The sequence below is a fragment of the Roseovarius sp. Pro17 genome (genome assembly GCF_035599575.1).
GTDB lineage: Bacteria > Pseudomonadota > Alphaproteobacteria > Rhodobacterales > Rhodobacteraceae > Roseovarius.
This window is the reverse complement of the sequence record NZ_CP141179.1, coordinates 2,022,231-2,047,345: the sequence shown is the minus strand read 5'-3', so window position 1 is coordinate 2,047,345 and position 25,115 is coordinate 2,022,231. Positions and strand designations below refer to the sequence as shown.

The following is a 25,115-nucleotide window of genomic DNA, read 5'->3' as shown; positions in this document are numbered from 1 at the left end:
GCGCTATCCTCGCATCAGGGCGTAGTCGGGATCGTAGGGCGAGGGCGCGATGACCTCAGCACCGACGAGATCGCCGTAGAGGTCGATCTGCATGGTGCTGCCCTCGGCGGCCAGATCCGGCTCGACAAACGCATAGGCCAGGTTCATGCCCACCCGGTGACCCCAATCGCCGGAGGTCACGGTGCCGACGACCTTGCCATCCAGCATCACTGAGGCGCCGCCATGCGCGGGGGCATGGGTCGCGTCCACCTTCAGCGTCACGAGCTTCTTGCGCGGGCCCTCGGCCTTGCGCTTCAGCAGCGGGTCCTTGCCGATGAAATCACCCTTCTCCGGCTTCACGAAGCGGTCGAGCGACGTCTCGAACGGATCGAATTCGGTCAGAAGGTCGGCTTTCCAGTGCAGGAACCCCTTCTCCAACCGCATCGAGTCGACCGCGCGCGCGCCGAACAGCTTCAGCCCATGCGCCTCGCCCGCCTTGCGCAGCGCCAGATAGGCAGCATAAAGCGACGCGTTGGGCACGTGGATTTCATAGGCCAGTTCGCCAGAGAAACTGACGCCGAGGACAGTGGCCGGGGCAAATCCGATGAAACATTCGCGTACGCTGAGCCAGGGGAAGGCCTCGCGCGACCAGTCGCCGCGCGAGCATGCCGACAGGACGTCACGCGCCTTGGGGCCTGCCAGCACGAGGATCGTCTGGTCATTGGTAAGGCTGCGGATCGTGACGTCTTCGCCGGCCGCCAAATGCGCCTGCAGCCAGTCCATGTCATGGAATTCACTGGCTGCCGCCGAGCCGTACCAGACGCGCTCAGGCCCCCGGTCGCTGGCGGGCAGGTTGGCAATCGTCGCCTCGCCCTTGACCATGCCGTGATGGTTCAGCAGGTAGCCCAGCCCGACGCGGCCCGCGCGCTTGGTCACCGCGCCGCAGAACATGCGGTCGAGGAAGCTGTGCCGGTCCGCGCCGGTGATCTCGAACCGGTTGAAGCCGTTGACTTCGCACAGGCCGACATTCTGCTGCACGTTCCTGATTTCGGCGGCGACCACATCGAAGGCCTCGTCGAAATTGAAGCTGAGCGTGGGGTGGAAATCAGGGGTGGGCTTGATGTAATCGATGCGCTCCCATCCGTTCACCACGGTGAACTCCGCGCCTTCGGCGGCAAGGATCGGCGTCAGCGGCGTGGTCTTGGCCGGACGGCCTGCCGGGCGATGTTCGTGCGGGAAATGGAAGCGGAATTCGTTCTGGTAATCTTCGATCGATTTAAGCGCGGTCAGTTCGACATTCGTGTGGCCGGTAAAACGGCGCGGGTCGATGACCCAGGTGTCATAGCAAGCCTCACCATGCACGATCTGCTGCGCCAGAAGCCAGCCATGCCCGCCGCCTTCGCCAAGGCCCGCGCGCAGGCCGATGATGCAATAGGCGTTGCGCTTACCGGGGATCGGGCCGACCAGCGGCGCGCCGTCGATCGTGTAGGTGATCGGTCCGTTGACCACGCGCTTAATGCCGGCCTCGGCCAGCACGGGCATCCGCTCGAACGCGCCTTCCAGCACGTCCATCACGCGGTCCAGATCGTCGGGGCACAGATCGTTGGAGAAGTTCGGGCTGATCCCGTCCATTCCCCAGGTCCGGCAATCCTGCTCGTAAAAACCCACCAGCAGGCCGTTCTTTTCCTGCCGCGAATAGTAGTCCGAGATCGGGCAGCGCAGCAGCGGCATCCGGTGGCCCGCCTCTGCGATGGCCGGAATGTCTTCGGTCACGAAATACTGGTGCTCCATCGAGGCTACGGGATGATGCACGCCCATCATCGCGCCCACCTCGTTCACGCGGTAGCCGCAGGCGTTCACGACAATATCGGCGTCGATTGTGCCTTTGTCGGTTTGCACGGTCCAAGTATCGTCTGCTTTTTGCATCAACCCGGTGACGTTGGTCTGGCGATACACTTCCGCCCCCGCCTTGCGTGCATGGAAGGCCAGCGCCTGGCAAAGCTGCGCGGGGTCGATATCGCCGTCCTCGCCGTCCCAGAGGCCGCCGAGCAGGTTATCGGTCGAGATCAGGGGATGGCGGCGCGCGCATTCCTCGGCGTCGATGACCTCGTAGGTCACGCCCATGCCGCGCGCCATCGACGCGAAATGACGATAGCCCTGCATCTGTGCTTCGGTATTGGCCAGCCGGATGCCGCCATCGCCGTGATGATAGCCTACCGGATACTCCGGATCGTCGCGCAGCTTCTTGTAAAGCGCGATGGAGTGGCTCTTGAGACCCACCATCGTCTGGGTCGCGCCAAAGTTCGTCACCTGGGCGGCGGAATGCCAAGTCGTGCCGGAGGTCAGCTCGTCGCGCTCGATCAGAACAACGTCGCTCCAGCCCTCTTGGGTAAGATGATAGAGCGTCGAGCAACCGGCGATGCCGCCGCCGATGACAACTACTTTGGTTCGCGACTTCATGAGGCGCCTCCGATGCAACTTGGTAAAGTAAGGGAGGCAAGACTGCGGCGCCGCAATGTCCGGCTTCTTCTTTGTCAAAACATCAAAGTATTCTTGTGATATTGTGAAAGTAACTTGGAAAGATTTGCAGAGGATCGCCAAAACTTACTGACTCGGGCGGAATAATAGCGGGGCTCACAATGACGGCGCACGGAAGACGGACAGGACGTCAGGAGCGTATGGCCCTGCGCGCCGCCCGACCCGTACTGGATCCTTGCCCGCCGGGCCAGATTGGCGGCAGCTACAAACCTCTGACCGAATTCGAGCTGCGCCGCATCCACGACACCGCGCTCGATCTGCTGGAGAAGCTGGGCATGGGCGAGGTGCCGCCGCGTCTGCGCGAGGATCTGCTGGCGGCAGGAGCGACGGATAACGGCGCGGGACGCGTCCTCTTTCCTCCTACGCTGGTCGAGACCGCCATCGATCAGGCGGCCAAGACCTTCGTGCTGCATGGACGCGACCCGGACCGGTCGATCGAGGTCGGCGGCAACCGGGTCTATTTCGGCACCGGCGGGGCGGCGGTGCAAACCCTCGACATGACAAGCGGTCTTTACCGGCCCGCAACGCTGGTCGATCTTCACGACTTCACCCGGCTTCAGGACACGCTGTCCAACGTTAGCTGGTTCACGCGCTGCTGCATTGCCACTGACGTTCCGGATAACTTCGATCTGGACGTGAATACCGTCTACGCGCTGCTTAAGAACACGACCAAACCGACGGCGACCGCATTCACCTTGGCCGAGCATGTGGAGCCGATCGTGAGGATGCTCGATATCGGTGCCGGGGGCGCGGGCAAGTTTTCAAAGCGTCCTTTCATGAAGGCACATATCAGCCCCGTTATCTCGCCCATGCGCTACGGCGAGGATGCGGTTGAGGTGGTGTATGAGTGCATCAAACACAATATCCCCTTGTCCTGTATCACTGCCGCACAGGCCGGGGCCACGGCACCCGCGACGCTCGCCGGCTTTCTGGCGCAATCGCTGGCCGAGACGCTGGCCAGCCTCGTGATGGTGCATGCGATACAGCCCGGCTTTCCCATGGTGTTCTCCAACTGGCCACTGGTGGTGGACCTGCGCACCGGCTCGTTTTCAGGAGGCAGCGGCGAGACCGCCGTCCTGAACGCCGCATCGGCGCAACTGTCGAACTGGCTGGGCCTACCCTCGGGCGTGGCCTGCTCGATGACCGACGCCAAGGCGATAGACGCGCAATACGGGATGGAAAAAGGCATCACCTCGATGGCGGCAGCCCTCGCCGGGGCCAACCTGATCTATGAAAGCTCGGGCATGACCGCATCCTTGCTGGGCGCCAGCTTCGAGGCCTTCGTGCTGGATGATGAGATGCACTCGAACACCTATCGTGTGCTACGGGGCATCGAAGTGACCGACGAGAACCTCGGCTTTGACGCAATCTGCGAGGCGGTCCTTGGCGCAGGACACTTTCTGGGCAACCAGCACACATATGCTGCGATGGAGCGCGACTATTTCTACCCATCGCTTGCGGATCGCGACGAGCCGCGCACATGGGCCGAGAACGGCGCTCAGGATGCGTGGAGCAGGGCGCGGAACCGGGCACAGGAGATTCTACGCGATCACCGGCCCGCATATCTCACGCCGCAGCAGGACCGCGAGATCCGAGCGCAGTTCAAGATACTCTGATCCACTGCGGGCTGTCAGGAGACCAGCATGAAGCTGTCCGCCAGCCATGGGTTGCTTTGATGAAGCGGCGCGATGGCGTGCTCGTGGATCAGGCTGCGCAGCTTGCTGTCGGCAAGGTCAATCAGCGAGCGCGAGCAATCCGGTGTGCTGACGATCGCTAACGTGCGGGAAAAGGTTTTTCCGGGAAAGCGGTGCATCCGAAGCTTTGAATGAAATCGCTTTGCCCGCGAGAAATGTAGTGGAGTGGTAATCGTCCACCCGGCGCCGGCGGCCACCATCGCCAAGAGTGTCTGGTTGCTGCTGCATTCGAATCTCTGAGGTGCCGAGACTCCAATGCGGCGCAGTTGCGATTCAATCTGCTGCGCGATCATCAGATTGCTGGAAAAGCGCAGGAACGGCAGTTTCGTGCGCCCCTCAACGATCTCCGTCAGGGATCGTTCGTCAACAAGGGGGAGGACCACGACAAACGGATCGCGTAGCAAGGGACGGTCCTGAAGGTCACGAACGCTTTCGTTTGGCGTGGTCGTGACGCCCAGATCCAGCTGGCGGTCGCGCAACATCCTGATGACCGAATGGCTGGAATCGGTATGATACATGAAATCGCAGACCGGCATTTTCGCTGACAGAAATACAGCCAGTTCGGGAGTGATATCACTGTCGAAATCCTCGATCGTGCCGATCCTCAGGAAGCTGGCCTCCGAGATGGTCCCGGCCGAGGCCTCTGCCTTGGCCTTTCGGATGGAATGTAGCGCCTGATCTATGTTGCGCAGAAACGCGATACCCTTGGGCGTAAGCACCATGGGCCGTCTTGCATGGTTGAAAAGTTCGACGCCCAGATTGTCCTCCAGACTGCGAAGATGATACGAGACGGTGCTGATCGTCAGCCCGGATTCTTCTGCCGCCGCCTGAAGCGATCCCTTCTGCGCGCAGATCTGAAACAGCTCCAGCCATTTGAGGTTGAGATCCTTGGATTTAGAACGACGCGCCATCGGACGATCCCCTGAACCGATTTACGAAGATGGATTGTTTCTAAATTAACGAAGTATAACTTTCAATTTATTTCACCTATCTGTTTTTCGTCGGTCACCGCGAAAATCCGTGGAAGCCTCGTGTGCGACGGGTGTCTGCCGATTGGATGGCGCCCGATAGACGAGCAATGAAAAAAGACGACTGAGCTTTGTATTCACCTGTCGATCAGACCTGGTGCAGTTCATCTGCCATAGGAACTGATCGTTACGTACGTGAGGCGTAGGGTGGCCACCTGCTGCCGCAATGATCAAACTCACCAACAACATCAAACAAGGAGGAACCCAACAGTGAAAAGCGGAACCAAACGGATGTCAATTCTGGCGAGCGTCATCGCCACTCTTGCGGCGCAGGGCGCTGCCGCACAAGAGCAGATCACGGTCGGCTATTTCCAAGAATGGCCGATGCCGTTCCAATACGCCAAGGTTGAAGGCATGTATGACGAGGCGATGGGCATGGAAGTCCAGTGGCGCGCCTTCGATACCGGCACAGCGATGAGCGCGGCAATGGCGTCGGGTGACGTGCAGCTTGTCGTCAGCCAGGGTGTGCCGCCCTTCGTGGTGGCAACAAGCGCGGGCCAGGACCTGCAGATTGTCGACGTGGCCGTAAGCTATGCCGATAACGATAATTGTGTGGTGCGCGAAGCGCTTGAGATCGACAAGGACAGCGCGGCCGAACTGGCCGGCAAGAAGGTCGCCGTGCCGCTGGGCACTGCCGCACATTACAGCTTCATCAAGCAGATGAACCACTTCGGCGTCGACATCGGATCGATGCAGGTCGTCAACATGGCCCCGCCCGAAGGGGCCGCCGCCATCGCGCAGGGTTCGGTGGACATGGCCTGCGGCTGGGGCGGTAGCCTGCGGCGGATGCTGGAGCATGGAAACAGCCTGCTGACCGGTGCGGAAAAGGAAGAGCTGGGCATCCTGATATTCGACGTAACCTCCGGCCCGACCGATTTCATTGCTGAAAACGCGGATCTCGTGTCGGCGTTCCTCAGCGTGACAGCCGAGGCGAACGAGATGTGGAACAGCGGTGAAAACACCGACAAGATGCTGCCCGTCATTGCCAAGGATGCAGGCATGGACGAAGACGAGGCTGGCGCCACCATTGCCACGTTCACCTTCCCCAGCGTCGAAGAGCAGCTTGGCCAGAAGTGGCTTGGCGGCGGTGCGCAGGAGTTCATGAAGGGCGTGGCCGACGTCTTCGTGGAGGCCGGCAGCATCGACGCGGCCAAGGATGACTACTCGGAGAACGTCAACGCCGCCCCGCTGGAGCAGGCTGGCAGCATGTAATCCGGTGATTTGCGCGGGCGCGCGAAATTGCGGGCCCGCGCTTTTTCGATCTTTTCGATCATAGATCAATTCAAGGATGTGTGGTGCAGTATGTCGACACTTTCGATTAGTAATCTCTCCATGCGGTTCGATCTTCCCAACGGAAGCCATGTGCAGGCGCTTCAGGATATCTCACTGGAGATAAAAAGCGGTGAGCTGATGAGCGTTCTGGGCCCCTCGGGCTGCGGTAAGACGACATTGCTCAACATCCTTGCCGGTTTCCTCGCCCCGACCGAAGGCAATGTGACACTGAACGATCACGCGGTGACCGGCCCAGGCGCCGAGCGCGGAATGGTGTTCCAGCAAGGCGCGCTATTCGAGTGGATGAGCGTGCGGGACAATGTAAGCTTCGGACCCCGCATGGCCGGCCGAAAGAAGAAAGACTACATCGAGAATGTGAACCACCTGCTCGACGTGGTGGGCCTGCAAGATTTCAAGGACAAGGCGGTGTACGAGCTTTCGGGCGGTATGCAGCAGCGCGTCGCCCTGGCGCGATGCCTTGCGAACGAGCCGGACGTCATCCTGATGGACGAACCGCTGGGCGCGCTGGACGCGCTGACCCGCGAAAAGATGCAAGGGCTGGTCCTGCGCCTGTGGAAAGAGACCGGCAAGACGATCATCCTGATCACCCATTCGGTCGAGGAAGCCCTGCTGTTGGGCGAGCGCCTTTTGGTGATGGCGCCGCGGCCGGGACGCATCCACAAGGAATACCGCCTTCCTTTTGCAGGGGCGGGTGTGGGAAAGGACTTGCGGATGGTCAAGCGCGATCTTGAATTCGGCGAGAAACGCGAGGAAATCCTATCTATGATCTGGGACATGGAAGAAGAGATCATGGGCCGCACCGAAGAGGCCGCGGCATGATCGTTCTCACAATCTATATCGCCATCTTCTGCGCGGCGTTCATCGTTGTGCGTCTAGGGATGCGCAAGTTCATGGTGCGCCGCGATTTCACCTCGCTTAAAACGGTGACCTTCGGCGACGAGAGCGCGGTGAGGCCCGACAGGTGGGCCAGTATCCTGTCGGTGCTCACGCTGTTTTTGCTCTGGGGGGCATTCACCGGCTCGAATTGGGTGCCATTTCACGCGCCGGGGCCCTTCATTGGTGATACGCAATTCACTTATACGGTGGAAGCACCCGATGGCGCACGTGACGATGCCACCGTCCACGCCCGCGTCTATCCCGCCGAAGAGACGGGCAGTCCGCAGGAGGCGGAGCCGGGCGCAGGTTTTGCGAAGAACGACTCAATCGCCCTTGCAGTCTGGCGTTCGGGCCTCGTGCTGGTCGACAAGAATGACGAGATCACCCGCAAGGACGGCGCAAAGGTCGTCGAGATTGACGGCCAGCCTGTGTCGCCGGGAAGCCGGGTAGAGGTGGCCCACGGGACCGTGGCGGTCACGTCCAAGGGATCGCTGAACTTCGTGCCCTACTCAGGCATGCAGATGGAGCCGATCTGGCTTCCTGCGCCAGAGGCGGTGGTCGCGCGGATCAAGGAAATCTCGACCCAAGGCTACCAGAACTTCACCCTGTGGGAGCATCTCTTCTGGTCGCTGTTCCGCGTGATCGTCGGCTTTATCCTCGGCGCGCTCGTCGGCATCCCACTTGGTTATGCCATGGGCCTGAGCGACTGGTTCCGCGGCTGGTTCGATCCGATCGTGGAATTCATGCGCCCGGTCCCTCCGCTGGCGTTGATCCCGCTGGTCATCATCTGGGCGGGAATCGGAGAAAGCGGCAAGATCATCCTGCTGTTTCTGGCGGCCCTGTGGATCATGGCGATCTCGGCGCGCGCGGGCGTGTCGGGCGTGGCGATCGCCAAGGTACACGCAGCCTATTCTTTGGGCGCGAGCCGCTGGCAGGTTCTGCGACACGTGATCGTGCCGAACTCCCTGCCGGAAATTTTCACAGGCGCGCGGGTCGCCATGGGGGTCTGCTGGGGAACGGTGGTCGCGGCTGAATTGGTCGCCGCTGAGAAGGGGGCGGGCATGATGATCATGGTCGCCAGTCGTTTCCAGCTGACCGATATCGTTCTCATGGGGATCATCCTGATCGGCGTGATCGGCTTCAGCATCGACATCCTGATGCGCAAGGCAGAGGATTGGCTGGTGCCATGGAAGGGCCGGACGTAAGCAGTATTGTGCCTCAGGGGTCTAAGGATCGGAGCTGAGGCTACTACTGCTCAACTGGCAGATGCTGCACCAACCAATGCCTGCTCTCGGGAAGCTGCACTGTGGCGTAGGCAACTTGGATGAGCGGCAGATCTGGGCCGTGTTTGACGCTCGGCACCAAGGGCGGAAAGTGGACGTTCTCTGCAATGCTCGCGAAGGTCCGTACTACGTGAGTCGCAGCAACTTTGGGTTTTGAGATTCTCGTTCTGTTTGGTATGCTTTGACTATGCGGGATTGTTCATTCCATTTCAGCGCATTCATTTCGGCGTTTCTTCTTGGCGGGGTTGTGTCCGGGCCCATTGCCGCTCAGGATGCTGCCGTTGGACCTGAAGCCCACGGTCCACTACTTTACCTCAGTCAAGCAGAGTGTCTGAGCGCGAAAGCAGACATGTATCTCGATGCGATTGGTAACGGGCCGAGCCTGATTTTTGTCGGCTTCTGCGATGAAAACGTCGTCAAGCCCGCTCCAGGACAGATCAGTTCCGGCAGTACCTTGAATTCACTGCAAGACAGCGTCATCCGTTTCACCGAAAAGCAGATGCGGGAGTTGCCGGGGCTCGGCAACCTCCCGGCGAATATGAAGGCCGTGGTCGTCGTTCTGTCACGCGACCAGCTCGCTTGCATTCGCGACAGGTTCAACGATGTGGTGGACGCCAAAGAAAGCACCAGCTTCACCAGGAAGGGGGCTTCAGGTGACGTGGAGGACAAGGTGGCGGAGCTCAGGTTGAATGAATGTGGACGATGAGAAGTCGGAGCAGACCCAGCGGGGATCGACCTTCCGGCGCTCGCTCAAGCGCCTCGCTAACATTGAGACGGCTCAATTCATCGCACTGATCCTCGCAGGTACCTACGCCGTGTTCGAGCTCTCGCTCACTCGGACCGACCGACACGTCGATACCGCGATGTCGCTGGTGCAAGAGTTCAGCCAAGGCCAGCTAGGCGAAAACCGCCGCTTTCTCAACGACCGATGGTATTCCTATTGGGACGACGTGCGCCTTTTGCAGGAAGCCGGCTATGGCGCGGCCAGCGCTCCCATACAGGCGTTTATCGAGAACACGATCATCGGCGAGTTGGACCCGACCGGCCAAAAAGAGGCTCGGCTCGCGATCGCCGAAATAACCGATAGTCTCGACCGCTTGGCGATCTGCGCGGAGCCCCCGTTCAATTTGGGCATCTTCAACATGTTTGCCCAGTGCGATCCGGAAACCACCAATCAGTCGATCTGCGAATACGCCACGAGCTTTCATGAACTCTACGGCCCGCTCATAGATGAAACGCGCAACACATTGGGCAACGGAGGCCTCGGGATCGCGCTCGAGGAATATGTGAAGGAAGGAACGTGTTTCCGATGGCTTCAAGGCTGATCCCCGCCCTCATGGCCTGCGTACTGAACGCTACGCCCGTTCTGGCGGCCGATATTTACTGGGCGGACCCGATAGAGGCCCACTTCGAACACGTCTATCCGGCCGAGACCATCGGCGATCCCACGGCGGCAGGCGATGTCAAATCCTTTGCCGCGATGCCGCATTTGCGCGTCGAAGGGTCGATCGAGAAGGGAGACGCGGAGAAACTCGGGGCAATGTTAAGGGAAGCAAAGCCCAACTGGAACGTCGACATGTTCAAGGAAATTGTCGTGTCGTTCAACAGTGATGGCGGTGATTTCTACGAAGGTCTTGCGATTGCAGACGCGATATCGGGGCTCGCGGTAAGCACGTTCGTGGGGCCGGGCGACCGTTGCCTGTCGTCCTGCGGGATCGCGTTCCTGGGTGGCAGCGCCATCGTCTTGCGCGGGATCCCCAGTTGGCCAAGCCGTTACATTCACGTGGACGGCGTGCTTGGGTTCCATGCCCCGTTTTCCGAGATTCCCACGGGGATTCAGATTCCGGCCAGCACGCCTTTGACAGATGACCTTACCCAGGACATGGCGCAAAGCTTCTACGGGCAGGCGCAGGCCGCGATTTCCGAGATCGCGGGTCGGATTTCGGACTGGCAAATCTCACCCGATTTCGTGTTCGGGATGCTGACGAAAGGCAGCTATGTAGGTGACACGCGGCCAATAGAGGACCGGTTTATTCTGGTGGATAGTTACGTCGCGGCGACACAGATCAAAGCCAGCGTCCTGACATCTGCCCTGGAATACCCGACAGAGATTACGGGGGCCGGAGCGGGTGCCGCATGCAGCTTTTTGGTTCGGGCGAATACCGGGCGTTCTATGCAGGTCGGCCTTGTTTGGTCTGTGGAATCACTTGGCAATCCTGATCATTCTGCGGACGGATCCTGGACCGTCGCCTCCACGAAAATCGCGCAAGGCCGGTTCCCGGAAGTCATCTCGGAAGAGATAACCAGCGTCACTACCGCCTGGCGCCTGGTGCCCGGCAATGATCCAGATGCGTTTTTCACTGAACTTCTGACAGGTCTCGGCCGACTCCAGTGTAGCGCTTACCGCGGTGACGACGGGCGCTGGTATGCACGCACGTTCAACGAGAATATCCACTTTCCCGGCGGAGACGGAACCTACGTTCGTGGCCGGGGTGCCGACCTGATCGAGGTTCGCCTGCTCGATTTCGAACAAGGCTACCCGATCAACCGGTATCTTTTGCTTGGCGCAGAAGGCGGTTGGTCCGCGGCGCCACAACTGCATATCGCATTTCCCGAGTGGCTGCCTGACTGGACAAGTGAGATAAAGGGCCCCAGCTTCGATTGCGGCGGTGATCTCGATCCAGCCGCGGACGTGATCTGCGCGTTTCCCGCTCTGGCAGATTCCGACGGCCGCCTTGGCGCGCTCTACAGCGCTGCGCGGGCGAAGCTGGGCGATGTCGTATTAGAGGAACAGCGCGCATGGGTCCGCGCGCGCAACCGGGTCTGTCGCCCTGAGCGCGTCGATCTGGATGACGATTTCATCCGTTGGAACCTCGCGCTATGCCTGATGGAAATGACCGGCTCACGAAACCACGCCTTGGCCCTACAGTTGCAATAGCGTGGCAGGCACATTTTTCGTGACCTCAAAATTCGGGAATTGTCATATTTACTCTGACCACGTCCGGTGCGCGCCAAGGAGCCGCCATTCACTGAAACCCGCTTCGACGTCAGCTATGGGGCCGGTGGTGCCCCTCTGCCATAGAAACAACGGCTTGCATAAATGCTCTGCTCCGGTGCAAATTGATCTCATGCCGGTTAAAGAAATATTCGCCATCGCCGACGTCCGCATCCCGGTCAAACGCAAAAAGACCCTGGATCCCGGAAAAGTTGATGATATCGCCCAGGATATGCTGGAAAATGGCCAAACCACCCCTATCCGTCTGCGCATCGGTAAAACTGGCGGCTATGTTCTTATCGAAGGCTATCACCGTTTAGAAGCACTCCGCGCCCTCGGCGAAGACAAAGTCGAAGGGTATCTGGTCCACGCCCGGCTGCACTGACTGTATTGGTCGCCGTTTTAGAACGGCAGTTGTCGCCCTGCAGACCCTCGTTAGCAGCCCCGAATGCTGCACTGTTCATGAAAGGCAGAAACGCGGGAGCCGCACTGCAGCGTTGGCAGATGGCGTAAAGGGCGCTCTGGGCCGTTTGGGTCGATCAGACGAATGGGGGTCCAAGATTCGTAGCCACTGTAAGTCGGCTCCGTGTCCTTCGGGAGCGCCTTTTGCAGCAATGGATCATGTTGACTACCCCCTGCATCCGACGCGAACAATGATGAAAGGATATAGTAGAGTCACCCGATCCGTTGGTACTATCATCGGCGCTGGCTCCAAGCGCCAAGCTCTATAGGTATTCGGCGTACCGCCCTAAACACGCCGCTTCTTCGGTCATCAGCCTGCTGAACGAGCGCTCTCTGAGCGAGCCGTAGAGCAACAAGATGCGCGGGGCATGTGTCGCCCGATCAGGTGACAACAGGCGTTCCGTGTCGATCGGGTTAAAATGACGGTCTTTGACTTTTGGGTATCAAACAATGCGGTCTCCTTTCCAATCGATCATCGGCGTGCCTTCCTCTTTGGCTATGGGGACGGGTGGCAGGCGGCCAAGAAGATCCAGAACGGCCTCGCTCGGACGGCAAAGCCGCACCCCCTTGGGCGAGCAAACGATGGGGCGGTTGACCAGAACGGGGTGGTCCAGCATCGCCGTGAGCAGCGTCTCGTCGTCCACGGAAGGATCGAGCAGTCCCAGTTCCTCCGCCGGGGATTTTGTTGTCCGCAATGCGGTGCGGGGCGTCAGGTCGGCCGCGGCAAATAGCGCCAGAAGCTGCGAGCGCGTCCAGCCGGTTTCGAGGTATTCAATAATAATTGGCGTCTCGCCAGACGCTTCGATGATCGCCAGCACGTTACGAGACGTGCCGCAGTCCGGGTTGTGATGAATGACGATGCTCAAGACGGACCTCCTTCCTTTGGAAACCAGTGCTGCGTGCGGTTGGCGAAGGCAACGAGCGACAGCATCACCGGCACCTCGACGAGGACGCCGACGACGGTGGCAAGTGCCGCTCCTGACCCCAGACCGAACAGGCTGATCGCGACGGCGACGGCCAGTTCGAAGAAGTTGGACGTGCCGATCATGGCGCAAGGCGCGGCCACGTTGAAAGGGATGCGCCACGCCCGCGCCGCACCGTAAGCCACAAAGAAGATGCCGTAGGACTGGATCAGCAGCGGCACCGCGATCAGCAGGATGACGAGCGGGCGCTCAAAGATGACCTCGCCCTGAAAGCCAAACAGCAGCACCACCGTCACCAGCAGCCCGAAGATCGAGAATGGTTGCACCCGGGCCTTGAACGCGTCAACCGCCGCTTCGCCGCCCTTGGCGACAAGGTTTTGACGCGTCACATAGCCGGCAATAAGCGGTAGCAGGACGTAGAGGCCGACCGACAGCAGCAACGTGTCCCACGGCACCACGATGTCAGTCACGCCCAGCAGGAAGGCCACGATGGGCGCGAAGGCAAAGACCATGATCACGTCGTTCACACTAACCTGCACCAGCGTATAGGTTGCATCGCCGCGCGTGAGGTTCGACCAGACAAACACCATCGCGGTGCAGGGTGCGGCCCCCAGCAGGATGACGCCCGCGAGATAAGCCTGCGCGTCGTCCGGCGGGATCAGGCCAGCAAAGACGTAGTTGAAGAACAGCACGCCAAGGGCCGCCATCGTGAAGGGCTTGATCAGCCAGTTCACCACCAGCGTTACGACCAGACCTTTTGGCTTGTCGCCCACCTGCCGCAACGCGCCGAAATCCACGCCGACCATCATAGGATAGACCATCGCCCAGATCAGCACCGCCACCGGCAGATTGACCGAAGCGATCTCGAGCGATGCCAAAGCCGAGAAGACACCCGGAAAGATGTTGCCAAGAAGAAGCCCCGCGCCGATGGCGAGCGCCACCCAGACGGACAGCCAGCGTTCAAAGGTCCCAAGGCCCGCTGCAGTGGAGTGGGGTATATCGATCATATTGGTCTTTCGCAGGTTGAGTTCAGCAAGCTCCCGTGGCGCTTAGCAACATATGAGTTCATCAATGACGGGCTGGCACAGTTCTGGACAACCACCGCAGCAGTCTTCCATCAGAAAGCCCAGCAACGCGCGCATTCCGTCCATATCGGCGAAATAGCGGATGCTGCGACCTTCCCTCTCATTCCGGATCAGACCCGACTGGGCGAGTATCGAAAGGTTTGCCGACATCGTGTTCTGGCGCACATCGAGCGCATCGCTGATGTCCCCGGCTGACATGCCTGCTTCTCCCGCTTTGATGAGCAAGCGGAACACATCGAGCCGCGTAGGCTGACTAAGGGCGGCGAAGGCTTTGAGAGCGTCTTTCGTATCCATGAATCATGAAGTATCGATGCAATATATGTGTGTCAAGTCGGGTAGCGGTCAATCAACAAACGGCAGTATTGTCTGCTGGCCGAGGTCAGAACCTCTAAAATGCTGCGCGTTGCGCGATTGGCGGCAATGACGGGCTGTGCCGCAGCATCTTGAAAAGTCTCGGAGGTCGGATCTGGGCCGTGTGAAGCTGGAGCTTCGGAATGATTTCGGGGTCGGCAGAATAATAAGCAGCATCGCGTCTCGGGTCGCAGTATGATTGGTGTGAGCGAGACAGGAACCGGATTGCGCCATGGCGACGTTAAATGACGAAGACCTGCAGACGCTTCAGCATGAAGTTCAGCGATTGTTGGGTCGATGCCTGTTGCGGTTGCAACAGTATGAGCGGCTGATCAAGGCCATGTTAGCGCATCATAGGCTCTCAGGGCCAATTCATGACTTGGAGAGGGCCCGGGCCGCGCAGATTGACGGCACGGCGCGTAAGACGCTCGGCATCTTGGTTAGCGATCTCCTTGGATCGTATGTTGTTGTCGATGAGATGAATCCTCCCGAAGAGGCGACGGCCAACTCTCCTGAGAACGTCAATTGGTTCACCATGGAGATGACACTTGGCCTGTCGGGCGCAGATTTCGTCCGGGCAGAGAATGAACTCAGAGAATTGGTACTGCTGCGGAACAACCTGGTTCACCACTTCATCGACCAGCACGACCTCGGGAGCTCGGATGGATGCCGTGGCGCGCAAGAAACCTTGGTCACCGCATACAGCCGCATCGAACAACACCTCGGACAACTTCGGGAATGGGCTGACGACATGGAGAAAACGCGGCGGGCGCTCTCAGAGGTCTGTCAGTCGGAGATGTTCAAAGACTTGGTTGTCAACGGAATTGCTCCCGATGGCACAGTAGATTGGTGTGCCTCGGGCATAGTGAGCGCCTTACGAGAAGCATTCGGTGCGTTGGCTGTCGATAGGTGGGCACCTGTTGATGTGTCCGTCGTCAAATAAAATGGGACATCAGAGCGGCTTGAGCATTGGAGGCTCTGGCTCGTTCGTGTGATTGATTATGCGGCTTGTTTCTGGTGTTGCAAGCGGCGCTGTCGGATTGTCTGTTTCTTGATCTTCTCCCTTTCCCTGAGAATGGCTTTATCGCGGCCGAAGTAGACGTCGGCGGGTGTGACGTTGTTCAGACTCTCGTGGTATCGTTGGTTATTGTAATATTCGACGAAGGCCCCGATCTGCTGCTCGAGATCGCCGGGCAGGTAGTAATTCTCCAGCAGAACCCGGTTCTTCATAGTTTGGTGCCAGCGTTCGATCTTGCCTTGTGTCTGTGGGTGGAATGGCGCCCCGCGGACGTGCGTCATTTTGTGATCCTCCAGCCAATCGGCCAGATCGCCAGAGATATAGCATGAGCCGTTGTCGCTGAGCAGCCGCGGCTTGTGGCGCACGACCGCCTGGTCGCAACCCGATTCCGCCAGAGCCAACTCGATAGTGTCGGTCACATCGGCAGCACGCATGGTGCTGCAGAGCTTCCACGCAATGATGTAGCGGCTGTAATCGTCCAGGATCGTGCTGAGGTAATACCAGCCCCACCCGATGATCTTGAAGTAGGTGAAATCGGTCTGCCACATCTGGTTGATTGCCGTGGTTTTGTCTTTAAACTCGTCGGCCGCCTTGATCACCACATGCGCGGGCGCCGTGATCAGGTCAGCTTCCTTCAGAATACGATATGCTGATGATTCAGATATAAAATACCGCTTCTCGTCGGTGTATTTCACCGCCAGCTCCCGTGTCGTCAGGGCCTCAAATTCCAGCGCGAACTCGATCAAATCATCGCGCCGATCCTGTGGAATACGGTTCCAGACAGAACCTGGACGGGGTGCGTGGTCCGCCAGGGCATCAAGGCCGCCGTCGACATAACGATCATACCAACGGTAGAAGGTCGCGCGCGGGATGCCCAGCATGTCGAGGGTCTGCCTGGCCGGTAGATGTGAGCCTTCAACCGTTCGGATGATTTCCAGCTTCTCGGACGCGGGATACCTCATTTCTCTGCCTCCCCAGCCCCTGTCATGCTTTTTTTGAGCAGACGGTTCTCAAGGGTCAGGTCTGCCACGCATTCCTTCAGGGCAAGTGACTCCGAGCGCAGATCTTTGACTTCTGGCGACGTTGCCTGCCGGGCCGTGTCGCCGGACAATCGCCGCTTGCCAGCCTCAAGGAATTCCTTCGACCAGCTGTAATATAGGCTTTCGGCGATGCCTTCACGGCGACAGAGCACCGAAATGCTCTCTTCGCCTCGCAGACCCGCCAAGACGATGCGGATCTTCTCCTCAGCCGAATAGGTCTGACGGGTCTTGCGGCGGATGTTCTTGACCAGCTTGTCAGCTGCGTCCTTAGACGTTCCGGATTTCTTGTTCATCTTCACTCCATGAAGGTTACGATGAACCAGAAATCCTCCGTTGTTCAATTCCTCAAATCTGTCCCACAGGCGCTGACGTCAGACACTGTTGATGACGCTGGCAAATGGATTGCCGAGCGGTACCCTGAGCAATTGCCTGCTAAGTATGGATGTCACAGTTGGCGGCAGGTTGTGCATGAGGTACCGATCTTAGAACTCCGATATTTTGATATGGATGGACAACGCTCTGCTTGCTATCGGGAAAAGGAGAGCCCCGCGAAGCCGAGTTAAATCACATTGGCGTCGCATGATTGCTACGCTTCATGCCACGGCCGCTTTTGGGAAGCTGCACTGCAGCAAGTTCGTCCTAATGAATGTCAGTTTTTGGGCCGTTCGTGTAATCGCCCATGACGATGTTTCAGGCCTGTGCCAAGACCGCAGCTCCGACGGCGAACGCTTACGAAGATCCAACATTTGGCATGTAGGTAATTTGCCTATGGTGATAAACGATAAAAGCCCGAGGCAACGCAGACAACAGATGACTAAAGCCCAGATTCCCTCCAATGACGATATGCGGCTTGCAAGAATTTTGCTCGACCCGGAAGACTACTGTGACATCGTTGGGGTGTCTTTGAAGAACTTCATGCTCGGGCCGCGTGTTGGGGGCGTTGGTGGCAACGAAGCTCAGCACAGGTTCTGGACGAGAGCGCGTAAGACTGGCAACACTACCAAAGCCGCGGTTGCAAAGTTCATCAGACATCTTGAAGCTAAACACCGGCCGTCTTTTCTATCCCCGCAAGATGTGCCTCCCGAAGTGATCCCGCTTGGTGCCTGGTCCATCGCGGAACCCGGTCTGCGCAAAAGAGGCGCGCATACGCTTGAGGCCGTTCAGCGCGCAGTCCTTGCCTCGGATCACTTGCAGGAGGTCTTGACCTTGGGTGGGACGCAAGCGCTCGCTTCTGAACTACGCCGGATGCCGAAATCCCGCGTTGCTCCGCTTTTCCACGACTGTGCCAGCACGCTTGAAACAACCAACCGCGCCGATTTGCGGGTTATCATGGCGCCGATACATATTTTCATGGCGAGTGTCTTTGTCTTTAATTTACTAATCGAAACCGGGCCAGACAGGACCGAGAGCGTTCTGTCGCTCCGGAAACTTGCGTGTGGGGATGCCATCCGCAGAGGGCCGCGTCTGGCGTTAGCAAGATGGCTGGACACGGCCCAACGCGAACTTGGCTACAAAACGAAGACCAACTTCTACGCTGCGCTCTCTCCGCATTTGGATCCTGAAAGCGCACGCATCGAATGGTCAAAGGTTGCAAGTGGAAGAGACGTGCCACCATTGGACAGGCTGCGAACTGATCTTAAGCGCGTCAGCGAAACCTCGAACGCCTGCAAAGCCAACTCCGACCTCCACGACTGGCTCGATTTGGGGCTTTGCTATTGTGCCTTTGTCGCGCGCTCCTACACGTATCTGCAAAAGCAGAATGTCACCAAGGCGCGGAAGCCTTTTCTGCTCGCCGCGGCCGAGGTGGAGGAGGGCTGGAGCCAGGCAAGTCAGCCTGCGTGACGTTTTGTCTGCCCATTCAACACCCGCTCCACATCGCGCCGGAAGTTGCGAAGAGCCCGGCAATCGCTGGGGGTGCATGGCACGGTTACAAAGCCACCGGTCGGTGACACCAGCCTCCCATGTTTGCGTTTTCGGAAATACTGCCAGCCCTCTCGTACGCGCGATTGCACCTCTTTCTCGATCTCTTTGCAGGTTGAGTATTTCATGACGTGCTCTCCAGAGGCTGGTATCGCGCAAGAAACCTGTCGATGGAGAATGGGATTTGCGCGAACGCGCGCTCGACCCCGATGTCGAGGATGGGTTCGCTGTAGTAATATCCTTTACTGTCCAGCTTGTTCTGGAAGAAGCGGCCATGCGGATCGATCATAAGATAGGACTGGACCATCGAGGGGTTATCCTCGACGGAAAGGATGCGCCGGAAAGCGGCGTGGCGGCTGACAAACCTTTCGAATTTCGCTTCATCCACGGTCAGTTCGTCATTGTAGGACGGTAGCATTCGTAGGGCCTTCCAACGGTCTGGCGCGATATGGGAAATGAGTGCCGAGAAATCCTCTTCGGCATTAACCGCATTCACGACCGTGTTCAGCTTGATCTGCAGTGTAGGGTTGGCGGTGCGCAATTCGCGGACCAAGTCGATAAGATCGTCCGAGCCGATTTGCGCGCCCTTTCTATCCACCCGTCCGATCCGCAAATTCCCGTCGCAACGAGTGGAATCCACACTGAGACCGAGCATTGAAATTCTTGATGCAATATTACGCAGCGTCTCGGGACGGCTGCCATTGGTTATCAAACTCACGTCAAATCCGGCTGCAACGGCGTGATCCACCACGTGACTGAGCTCACCGGCCCAAAGCGTTGGCTCACCTCCGGCAATGTTAAGTCGCGGCCGACGGACAAAACGTTGTTCCCAAAGCGGGTTGTCAGGTGACAGAAATCGGCCCAGCTCCGATATCAGAAATTTACACGAGGCATTATTGCGCCAAAGTTCCGAAGCCTTTGGTTTGGACCAATGCGCGTAGCAAAACTTGCAACGATAATTGCAGGCTTCTGTAACATGCCAATTCGCGACGAGTTGAGGTTGAAGTTCCACTGCGCTCTCCTTGCAAAAGTGTTGCTTGAAGAAATGGTCGATGTGGGCAGCGCAAAGACGTGGGATTCTGGGGACATTTTAGTTGTTCTTGAGTTCTATAATATCCGCAATACCTGCCTGTGCGATAAGTGCTGTCTATCCAGGTTACTCATTTGGACACTCCTTAGGAACGGCGGGCAAATCCCGCACAGGGGCCTCCTATGACTGCGCACATTGAGCACTCGCAGCGAATGTCGGGTTTGAAGCGCCACAGTGCGGCATCTTTAGTTGTGGTTGAAGGTCCGCAAAGGGCCGGAAGTTGCGATGGTCACATAGGGCGTATTCTGTTGAAAAACTCTTGATGATTTGGGGCGCTGGCGCTGATTTAATTATCCCCGATGATGCGGGGGGATCTGCGATGTTGGGACCGAAGCAAGAGGCGCAAGGCGCGTTGTTTTACGAGTTCTCGATTGAGGATCACGTCCCGCAGGATCACCTGCTGCGCTCCATTGACCGCTTCGTAGACCTGTCAGACATCCGTCAGCATCTGGCCCCGTTGCTACAGCAACACCGGCCGCCATTCGATCGATCCCGAGCTGCTGATCCGCATGCTGCTGGTGGGCTACTGCCTGGGCATTCGGTCCGAGCGGCGGCTTTGCGAGGAAGTGCATCTGAACGAGATTGACCCAAAGGGCATGGTGTCACGCCGACTCGGCGCGCTTTTCGGCATCACACGCAACGGCTTCATTAGACAGCGAGCCTGTGACGGGTCCGCCCGCGCGGCCGTGCGAGAGGCGACAGAACGACCCCAAAGCGCTCGTCCCGCTGAAAAGCGCCGCCTTCTTTCGTTCGAATACGCTGAAAATGCCCATCTGCTACCACCCTGAAATCCGCTGTTCAGGGGGCTATTGCGCAGGATGAGCAGGGGTTCGGCGTGATCGCCCCGGCTTTCGTGTCAGTCTTCGAACAGGCGTCCGTCAATCGCTTTCGAGAACCGCAGGAACGCGGTCACGCTGTCGAAAATGAACCGCGCCTCGTCCATCGTCACGAGCGTCTCGTTGTCGTGTGCGAAGGACTGGTCATTCTGGATGGGGTTCATCTCCTGAAAAACCGCGATGTGCGTCTTCACGATGCGGTCGGAGACAGGCGTCAGGTTGTGTGTCTGCTGCAAAATCTTGACGTATTTTCCGGCACGGGAATGAAGCGGGTCATCCTTGCCGCAGTCGGGACCGCCGTGTTTCCGGATGAGGGCAGCGAACCTCTTCATGCAATATGTGTGCAGGCGGTCGATGGCGGCGTGGGGCTTCTTCGCGTCGAGATCCCGGCGAATGGACGCGACCAGTTCCTCGAGAGTTTCATTTGGTCCAAAGGCCTCAATCGCCGTCGTGTCGATCTGGTCAGCCCGCCCCTCAAAGCCGGCTATGGCCGAGAAATAAAGCCCCTGCGTCTTTTCGTTGATGTCAGGAACGTCGGATGTATAGCCCGCGACACGTGCTTCCCGGTGCTCCCAGAGTTCTCGGAGAACTTTCACCACGAGGTACGGCTGTGCATTCTCTATGAACGAACGGAGGCGCTTCGCTTTTGAAGTGCCGCGACCACTGAAAAGGTGTGACTGCGCGGATGCGTCGATGTTAACTGTCTCGAAGAAAAAATCGTCGAAGGTCCTGTCGCTGAAATCAAGGACGTAGCCGCTCTCCATCTCGAGAGCCTTCTCTATGGCGTCCCGTTCGAGGCGAGGAATGAGCTGTTCGTATGGCTTCTTGAACACGGGGCAGACACCTTGAATCATCAGACTGAACACGTTCTACGCGATGGTAGCACCCCGTTCCACACGCGCGGCGGACAAGGTCGCGATGGTTCTCCGCGAGTTCGAGACGCACGCGAATTGCCCAGACGTGCTTTGGCATCAACGGTCGTTTCTGACCAACGATCCGACCCTTATTCCAAGCGGGGCGAAGCGCCCGGATGGCCGGTAAGTTTGGTGTTGGCATGACAGCTCCTCCAATCCACCAAGCCCTCCCACATCGACAACCCGACGTTGACGAGGCACTCTATCATGAGATGCTGCGCCGCATCCGAGGTCCGCTTCGAGCCCTCTTTTCCGAATTTCTGCTATGCAGCTAATGTCTGCTATCACGAGAGAGGCAAAAACCTTCAGCAACGGGATGGGTTTTGAACGGGGTTTGTGGCAGCGTCAATCTGGGTGGTTTGCGCATGTGCCAAAAACGAGCGTTTTTGGTGAGTTTTGCGAATGTTTTGAATGGCAAGTTCGAACCCGTTGCAGACGCCCCGAGAAAGTGAAACCCTGTCTTCTATGCTGAAAAAAAATTTCGTGATTGTGATTGCCGTTATTTTGGGCTGGGTGTTCGGATCAATATTTCCGCTTGGTTTATGGAAACATTCAGATTGTCACCAACTGGGAGGATATGTGCGAGCGATTGATGGACCGGGAAAACCCACAGAATGTGTCATTCCATGGGACGCCTACTGACAAACTGTTTTGTCAGCGTTACAGGCAGCATGTTCCAAAAGCGAGCGTTTTAGGCAGGGAGATTCTTAACTTCTTCTACGGCGACGATAGCCACGAGGGGCAGGCTTTCCGAATTGGACCACCGGCAATGGCTTTCCTTCGGCGATCAGCTCAGCAAATTCCGCCTTGGGAAAGTCAAATAGATACCGGCTCATGCCTTGTGCGGCTGTGAGGAAGCACAGACTTTCACCTCCAAAGTCAAAACCAACAATCCTGCCCAGTGACCCCCACTCTTTGAGAAGCCGAGTTTCTTCATGATAGACAGTGTAGATATCCACACCATCGAATCGCTGCGGGTAATTTTCTGAAAGCATCCGTTCATATTGAGTCCGATCAGTCGGACGGCGGTTTCCATCAACGATCCAGATCACTTGGCCATAGAAATTTGTGCGCTTTACTACTTCGTCCGGCTTGATAGCAGAGTGCTGGAACTCAATCACAAGGCCATAGGGTGTCTTAATGTCGGCAATATGCAGTTCGCCAGCCTCATCACGAGCTGGCACCTCTTGCCAGTCGCTCTGAAACCGATTTTTCCAAACACGGTGCCATTCAGTCTCGTTTTCCCACCAATGGTCGCAATGGCGTCTGCCTTTGTGCGCCCAATGCCAAACCTTCTTGGTTCCGCAACGGGCCAACATTTCGGCACTGCAGCCTGGACAGATGCCCATGGCACCGGGGGTTGCCTCGATCCGTTGTTCATTTGAGAGTGCAAAGCGCATTCAGATTGACTATTTAGTCGGTGCTGTATTTTCAAGCCTCCATGACGGAGACTTCCGCGCGAGTTGCCGATAGGTCACCCTGAAACGACCGCTTTCTACACAATACCGGAAGCTGCCATTTGAGCAACCGCAGCGAAAGCCTTATTTGTCCGCATTGCAGACCTTGGTGTACGGCGCAGTGAAGGTTCATTCCGACCTATTTTGTTGAAAAACTATTCAACCGTGTCGGATGAGCCAGTTTGGAGGGAAGGTATTCTGAAGAGATGAGGTATTTCTTCGATTTTCGATCAATGGCAAATCGAGCGGAATAAAATTCTGCATTTTGGATCGTCCAGTGTGCCCCAGGGAGTTTTTCAATACAATCATCCCAACTGATCGATTGCTGCGCGGAGCACGAATGGCCGGTTTTCTAGACCTTGACCAAAAACGCGGCACGGATAGCCTCTTTCATCGCGTCCTGCGGTCCAGCCTTCTGGGACCCACTTGCCCCCATCACCAGCTTCGAGGCAGGCGTATTTCCGAAGCCAAGATTCTTTCCCGCAACCGACAGGCCAGAATGCAATGACGAGCGGCCCAGCAGACCGATTGCGATCCCTGCTTCAACCGCTGCGATTACGCCTGACACACTTTGGCTGGAGTAGGCGATGCGATATGGTTTTCCTCGCGCCTCAAGAGACGCAATAGCCGCGTCGCGCCACCAACAGGCATGATCGAACAAGGCCACTGGCAGGGTTTCGTCGGCTGAGAAATCTCGATGCGCCGATGACATCCAACACGTTGGGTCCTCGAACAGCACTTCTTCATGTCGCGACGGACGTTCCACCTCGTAGATCGCGAGATCGAGTAATCCCTTGTCCAACGCATCTGGGAAGCACGCGCTCAAAGCGCAGGTCACATCCAATTCGACCTTCGGATGGTGACGGGTGAAAGCCGCGATGATCCCCGCGAGCTTCGCACGTCCGTGATCATCAGGAACACCCAAGCGAAGCTTGCCCGTCACAGCATCTCGAGAAATATCGCGCAGGACGGCGTCGAGGCGTGCGGTCACGTCTTGTGCAACTGGGAGCAGCCGACGTCCGGTGTCGCTCAAGATGACACCGCGACCGTGCCGTTCGAAAACGGGTCGACCAAGGATGGCTTCAAGACGCTTGATCTGAAGACTGGTAGCGGATTGGGACCGGTAGATGCGCACCGCCCCGTCTGTGACGCTCCCCGCTTCAGCCACGGCGACAAACGTGCGCAGCAAATCGCTGTCAAGACTATCCATTTGTTTTTCCAATACCAGAAATTTAAGATATTTGTTTCACATATGCTTCACGGTCAGCTATTTTTCAAGGTCAGAGGAGTATCCGATGTCCGATCAAACAGTTGCCCGCCGACAAGCAAACAAGAAAACTATCGTGTGGGGCCTATGCCTTTTCCTGTTGGTAGGCATTGTTCTGGCTTGGCCAGTACACGCTGCAAATGCCGCCATGTTCGTCGTGTGGGGCCTGGTTGCCGTCGCCCCTATCGTTATTCCGGGCATTCTTCTTGCGGCATGGATCATCGCCAGTGGAGCGGATACGCACATTGCTGCCGCGTTCGAGGGTAGGACGCTGCGAACGGTATTGGTTGCATCGCTAATTGGGGCCATTACACCGGTCTGCGGCGTCACCGTGTTGCCATTGATGGCTGGGCTGTTGGCTGCGGGCTTGCCGCTGGCTCCGATCATGGCTTTCTGGTTGTCATCTCCGATCACAGATCCAGCGATGCTCGCGACAACAGCCGCGACTCTTGGTCTGAGCTTTGCGATTGGCAAAACGCTCGCGGCGTTCGGATTGGGCCTGTTCGGTGGTGCGGTCACCGGACTGTTCGCCAAGACGCCGTGGGCGCTGAACGCGCTGCGCGACAACGGTTTGGTACGCCAACTGAGCGCCGCGCGTTGTGGAGCGGCCCTGACCTTCGACCCATGGGTCTGGAGGACCAAGTCTCGTCGGCGGTCATTTGGCACCCAATTTTGGGCAACGGCGCGGCTCATCCTGATTTGCTTGATTCCCGCATTCGCTGCCGAATATGCTTTGAACGCTGCTCTGACCCCTGGGGCGCTTGCAGCATATGTTGGCGAAGATCAATGGTGGGCCATACCCGCCGCCGTCTTTGTCGGCGCACCGGCTTATATCGACGGTTATGCCGCGCTCCCACTTACGCGCGGGCTGATTGACAACGGCATGTCCGAGGGCGCTGCCATGGCCTTTCTGGTCTCGGGTGGCGTGGTCAGCATTTGGGGAGCGATGGCCATTGCGCCGATTCTTAAATTGAAGCCCTTTTTGCTGTATCTCGCCCTAGCGGTTCTGGGCTCGTTGGCAGCGGGGTATATATTTGAGTGGGTAGTTTAGAGGGCTGAGGCAATC

At 58.0% G+C, this 25,115-nt stretch carries 21 protein-coding genes and 3 pseudogenes; 12 read left to right on the top strand and 12 right to left on the bottom strand.

Annotation, left to right across the window (positions count from 1 at the left end; genetic code table 11):
- Window positions 1-3: 3 nt before the first annotated feature.
- Window positions 4-2,439, bottom strand: coding sequence for an FAD-dependent oxidoreductase (locus U3654_RS09905; protein WP_324755171.1), 2,436 nt, complete (start codon window positions 2,437-2,439; stop codon window positions 4-6).
- A 179-nt stretch (window positions 2,440-2,618) separates the two neighbouring features.
- On the opposite strand from U3654_RS09905, the gene U3654_RS09900 reads away from it, so the two are divergent.
- On the top strand, window positions 2,619-4,133 hold the full coding sequence (locus tag U3654_RS09900; RefSeq protein WP_324755170.1) for a trimethylamine methyltransferase family protein: 1,515 nt from the start codon (window positions 2,619-2,621) through the stop codon (window positions 4,131-4,133).
- Window positions 4,134-4,147: 14 nt separating this feature from the next.
- Here U3654_RS09900 and U3654_RS09895 read toward each other — a convergent pair whose 3' ends face one another.
- Window positions 4,148-5,122, bottom strand: coding sequence for a LysR family transcriptional regulator (locus U3654_RS09895; RefSeq protein WP_324755169.1), 975 nt, complete (start codon window positions 5,120-5,122; stop codon window positions 4,148-4,150).
- Between the two features lie 348 nt (window positions 5,123-5,470).
- Here U3654_RS09895 and U3654_RS09890 point away from each other — a divergent pair, with 348 nt between their 5' ends.
- The 7 genes from U3654_RS09890 (at window position 5,471) to U3654_RS09860 (ending at window position 12,071) form a co-directional block, all read left to right on the top strand.
- Window positions 5,471-6,451, top strand: a complete 981-nt coding sequence (locus U3654_RS09890) for an ABC transporter substrate-binding protein (RefSeq protein WP_324755168.1) — start codon at window positions 5,471-5,473, stop codon at window positions 6,449-6,451.
- 90 nt (window positions 6,452-6,541) lie between these two features.
- Window positions 6,542-7,351 (top strand): ABC transporter ATP-binding protein, encoded by an 810-nt coding sequence (locus U3654_RS09885; protein WP_324755167.1) that lies wholly within the window; start codon window positions 6,542-6,544, stop codon window positions 7,349-7,351.
- On the top strand, window positions 7,348-8,613 hold the full coding sequence (locus tag U3654_RS09880) for an ABC transporter permease (RefSeq protein WP_324755166.1): 1,266 nt from the start codon (window positions 7,348-7,350) through the stop codon (window positions 8,611-8,613). Before U3654_RS09885 ends, U3654_RS09880 begins: the two co-directional genes overlap by 4 nt.
- A gap of 427 nt (window positions 8,614-9,040) precedes the next feature.
- On the top strand, window positions 9,041-9,397 hold the full coding sequence (locus U3654_RS09875) for a hypothetical protein (RefSeq protein WP_324755165.1): 357 nt from the start codon (window positions 9,041-9,043) through the stop codon (window positions 9,395-9,397).
- On the top strand, window positions 9,381-10,016 hold the full coding sequence (locus tag U3654_RS09870; protein WP_324755164.1) for a hypothetical protein: 636 nt from the start codon (window positions 9,381-9,383) through the stop codon (window positions 10,014-10,016). The genes U3654_RS09875 and U3654_RS09870 overlap by 17 nt, the downstream gene beginning before the upstream one ends.
- Window positions 10,001-11,629 (top strand): lysozyme inhibitor LprI family protein, encoded by a 1,629-nt coding sequence (locus U3654_RS09865; protein WP_324755163.1) that lies wholly within the window; start codon window positions 10,001-10,003, stop codon window positions 11,627-11,629. Before U3654_RS09870 ends, U3654_RS09865 begins: the two co-directional genes overlap by 16 nt.
- Before the next feature lie 175 nt (window positions 11,630-11,804).
- On the top strand, window positions 11,805-12,071 hold the full coding sequence (locus U3654_RS09860) for a ParB N-terminal domain-containing protein (RefSeq protein WP_324755162.1): 267 nt from the start codon (window positions 11,805-11,807) through the stop codon (window positions 12,069-12,071).
- Between the two features lie 370 nt (window positions 12,072-12,441).
- On the opposite strand, the pseudogene U3654_RS09855 reads toward U3654_RS09860, so the two are convergent.
- From U3654_RS09855 to U3654_RS09840, 4 genes and pseudogenes are all read right to left on the bottom strand, one after another.
- A pseudogene (locus U3654_RS09855) lies at window positions 12,442-12,558 on the bottom strand (arsenical resistance protein ArsH); the annotation flags it as partial.
- A 33-nt stretch (window positions 12,559-12,591) separates the two neighbouring features.
- The gene (gene arsC, locus U3654_RS09850; protein WP_324755161.1) at window positions 12,592-13,014 is read right to left on the bottom strand and encodes an arsenate reductase (glutaredoxin); all 423 of its coding nucleotides are present in this window, start codon (window positions 13,012-13,014) and stop codon (window positions 12,592-12,594) included.
- On the bottom strand, window positions 13,011-14,078 hold the full coding sequence (gene arsB, locus U3654_RS09845) for an ACR3 family arsenite efflux transporter (RefSeq protein ID WP_324755160.1): 1,068 nt from the start codon (window positions 14,076-14,078) through the stop codon (window positions 13,011-13,013). The genes arsC and arsB overlap by 4 nt, the downstream gene beginning before the upstream one ends.
- Before the next feature lie 42 nt (window positions 14,079-14,120).
- The gene (locus U3654_RS09840) at window positions 14,121-14,450 is read right to left on the bottom strand and encodes a metalloregulator ArsR/SmtB family transcription factor (RefSeq protein WP_324755159.1); all 330 of its coding nucleotides are present in this window, start codon (window positions 14,448-14,450) and stop codon (window positions 14,121-14,123) included.
- A 289-nt stretch (window positions 14,451-14,739) separates the two neighbouring features.
- On the opposite strand from U3654_RS09840, the gene U3654_RS09835 reads away from it, so the two are divergent.
- Window positions 14,740-15,450 carry a hypothetical protein gene (locus U3654_RS09835; protein WP_324755158.1) on the top strand — a complete coding sequence of 237 codons (711 nt, stop codon included), beginning with the start codon at window positions 14,740-14,742 and terminating at the stop codon, window positions 15,448-15,450.
- A gap of 56 nt (window positions 15,451-15,506) precedes the next feature.
- On the opposite strand, the gene U3654_RS09830 is transcribed toward U3654_RS09835, so the two are convergent.
- Window positions 15,507-16,858 (bottom strand): IS3 family transposase gene (locus tag U3654_RS09830; RefSeq protein ID WP_324751533.1). Its coding sequence is split into 2 segments (ribosomal slippage): window positions 15,507-16,522 and window positions 16,522-16,858, totalling 1,353 coding nucleotides; the frame shifts between segments, so codons are not numbered across the junction.
- Between the two features lie 517 nt (window positions 16,859-17,375).
- Between U3654_RS09830 and U3654_RS09825 the strand changes: the two genes are divergently transcribed.
- On the top strand, window positions 17,376-18,407 hold the full coding sequence (locus tag U3654_RS09825) for a hypothetical protein (protein WP_324755157.1): 1,032 nt from the start codon (window positions 17,376-17,378) through the stop codon (window positions 18,405-18,407).
- A gap of 202 nt (window positions 18,408-18,609) precedes the next feature.
- Here U3654_RS09825 and U3654_RS09820 read toward each other — a convergent pair whose 3' ends face one another.
- On the bottom strand, window positions 18,610-19,497 hold the full coding sequence (locus U3654_RS09820; RefSeq protein WP_324755156.1) for a viperin family antiviral radical SAM protein: 888 nt from the start codon (window positions 19,495-19,497) through the stop codon (window positions 18,610-18,612).
- A 397-nt stretch (window positions 19,498-19,894) separates the two neighbouring features.
- Between U3654_RS09820 and U3654_RS09815 the strand changes: the two are divergent.
- Window positions 19,895-20,153, top strand: a pseudogene (locus U3654_RS09815) (transposase); the annotation flags it as partial.
- A gap of 278 nt (window positions 20,154-20,431) precedes the next feature.
- Here the strand turns inward: U3654_RS09815 and U3654_RS09810 are convergent.
- The 4 genes and pseudogenes from U3654_RS09810 to U3654_RS09795 form a co-directional block, all read right to left on the bottom strand.
- Entirely contained in the window at window positions 20,432-21,244 is an 813-nt protein-coding gene (locus tag U3654_RS09810; RefSeq protein WP_324755155.1) for an abortive infection family protein, read from the bottom strand.
- A 76-nt stretch (window positions 21,245-21,320) separates the two neighbouring features.
- A pseudogene (locus U3654_RS09805) lies at window positions 21,321-21,467 on the bottom strand (integrase); the annotation flags it as partial.
- Window positions 21,468-22,032: 565 nt separating this feature from the next.
- On the bottom strand, window positions 22,033-22,725 hold the full coding sequence (locus tag U3654_RS09800; RefSeq protein ID WP_324755154.1) for a competence protein CoiA: 693 nt from the start codon (window positions 22,723-22,725) through the stop codon (window positions 22,033-22,035).
- Between the two features lie 409 nt (window positions 22,726-23,134).
- Window positions 23,135-23,992, bottom strand: coding sequence for a LysR substrate-binding domain-containing protein (locus U3654_RS09795; RefSeq protein ID WP_324755153.1), 858 nt, complete (start codon window positions 23,990-23,992; stop codon window positions 23,135-23,137).
- Between the two features lie 85 nt (window positions 23,993-24,077).
- Between U3654_RS09795 and U3654_RS09790 the strand changes: the two genes are divergently transcribed.
- Window positions 24,078-25,100, top strand: coding sequence for a permease (locus tag U3654_RS09790; RefSeq protein ID WP_324755152.1), 1,023 nt, complete (start codon window positions 24,078-24,080; stop codon window positions 25,098-25,100).
- Window positions 25,101-25,115: the final 15 nt, after the last annotated feature.